Consider the following 1,562-nt stretch of genomic DNA (forward strand, 5'->3'; position numbering starts at 1 on the left):
ATGTAGGGGTTCTACGTATAAAATCTGTTGCCGGCCAATGGTAGAAGCTCCCTGTCACATGGCAGGAGGCTGACCCCCATGACCCGCTCTATCTGTATCATCGATGGCCACCCCGATCCCGATCCGGACCATCTGGTCCACGCGCTCTGCGATGCTTATGCCGAGGGCGCCGAGGCGACCGATCACACAGTGTCTCGCATCCGCGTGGCAGATTTCGACATGCCATTCCTCAACTCTGAGAAAGAGTTCGCAATGCCCCCGCCAGAGCCGGTGCTGAGTGAACGCCAGAAGATCGCCAACGCAGACCACCTCGTCATCGCTTTCCCGCTCTGGATGGGCGGTATGCCAGCCAAACTAAAGGCCTTCTTCGAACAGGCGGCCCGGGCAGAATTCTTCCTGAAAACAGGTGAGTCCGATCATGAATGGCCTGAGCGCATGATGAAGGGAAAGTCGGCCCGCATTATCGTGACGATGGGTATGCCCGACCTAGTCTATAGATTCGGCATGGATGCGGGCGCATTGAAAGCGTTGGAGCGCGGCGTGCTTGGCCTGTCCGGTTTCAAACCGATGCACCACACGATCATCGGCGGCGTTGGCGCTCTGACGCCATCAAAAGTCGAATCCTGGTTCGAGTTCATGAAGGAGATCGGCGGGCAGGCCGTCTGATCCGGGTTCATTACATCTTCGTCGTGAACGTCTTTTCACGCATCATTACCACTTGTTTCGAGTATGTTCAGTCCTGTCGCGGTCCCCTGCGACGTATAGAGTAAGAAGGAGTTCGAACATGGTCAGACGTAGCAGCTTTCTGGTAACGGCGGCGATGATGACGGCCCTGATGGGCCATGCGGGCGAGATGCCCGACTTCTCGTTGCTGGATCTGGATGATGATGGCCTGATCAGCGAGGACGAATATGTGAGCTACTCCGACAGCGCGGGCACAGCCAGCGAGTCGGAGGCGAAAGCGAAGTTCACGAAATTCGACCTCAATTCGAATGGAACCGTGTCCGAGGAAGAACTGGCAGATGCCCTTGCTGCCTGGCGGGGACGGTCCGATCAAGGCGCCGTGACGGCGGCTGGCCTGCCGGTTCGGTAGGCTGCCCACCCAGTCGGTGCTGAAGGGGTCCGCCGGTCCAGCGGGCCCCTTTCCATTTGGAACGAATACGATAAACAGCGCCGATGGCGACAGCGCACCGACTGGCAGCAAACAGGTTTGATCTCATCCGGCTGGCGCTCGCTTCGGCCGTGTTTGCCTATCATGCAATCGTTCTGTCCGCGCTCGCGCCGATGAGCGGGTTGGAGCGCGCCTGGGGCCAAATTGCCGAGATCGCCATACAGGGCTTCTTCATTGTATCCGGCGCACTGGTGGCCGGCTCGCTCATGCGGTCGCAAAACCTTGCTGACTATGCTGGCAAGCGGGTCCGTCGACTTTACCCGGCTTATGCTGTCGTCATTCTGATCCCGGCGCTCATCAGCCTGCTGATGGGCGGCAGTATTGGTGGAGTCGCAGAATATGTGGGTGCCAATCTCGTCTTCCTGAACTTCCTGTCGCCGGATTTGCCGGG

The 1,562-nt window shown here is 58.6% G+C and carries 3 protein-coding genes; all 3 read left to right on the forward strand.

The genetic code is table 11. The features are described 5' to 3' along the window. Window positions 1–78: 78 nt before the first annotated feature. Window positions 79–666: an NAD(P)H-dependent oxidoreductase gene (locus tag B4F73_RS07035; protein ID WP_290478631.1), complete on the forward strand. Its 588-nt coding sequence runs from the start codon at window positions 79–81 to the stop codon at window positions 664–666. A 118-nt stretch (window positions 667–784) separates the two neighbouring features. Then, window positions 785–1,093, forward strand: coding sequence for an EF-hand domain-containing protein (locus tag B4F73_RS07040; RefSeq protein ID WP_206992274.1), 309 nt, complete (start codon window positions 785–787; stop codon window positions 1,091–1,093). 83 nt (window positions 1,094–1,176) lie between these two features. Then, window positions 1,177–1,562, forward strand: a 386-nt coding sequence (locus tag B4F73_RS07045; RefSeq protein WP_290482853.1) for an acyltransferase family protein, incomplete at its 3' end; no start/stop codon positions are given.

This window comes from Hyphomonas sp. UBA3601 (assembly GCF_002375605.1).
Classification (GTDB): Bacteria; Pseudomonadota; Alphaproteobacteria; order Caulobacterales; family Hyphomonadaceae; genus Hyphomonas.

What these genes read in the sequence shown, in the direction of transcription:
- B4F73_RS07040 (WP_206992274.1), top strand. Translation starts at nt 785, where the DNA reads ATGGTCAGACGTAGCAGCTTTCTGGTAACGGCGGCGATGATGACGGCC.
- B4F73_RS07035 (WP_290478631.1), top strand. Translation starts at nt 79, where the DNA reads ATGACCCGCTCTATCTGTATCATCGATGGCCACCCCGATCCCGATCCG.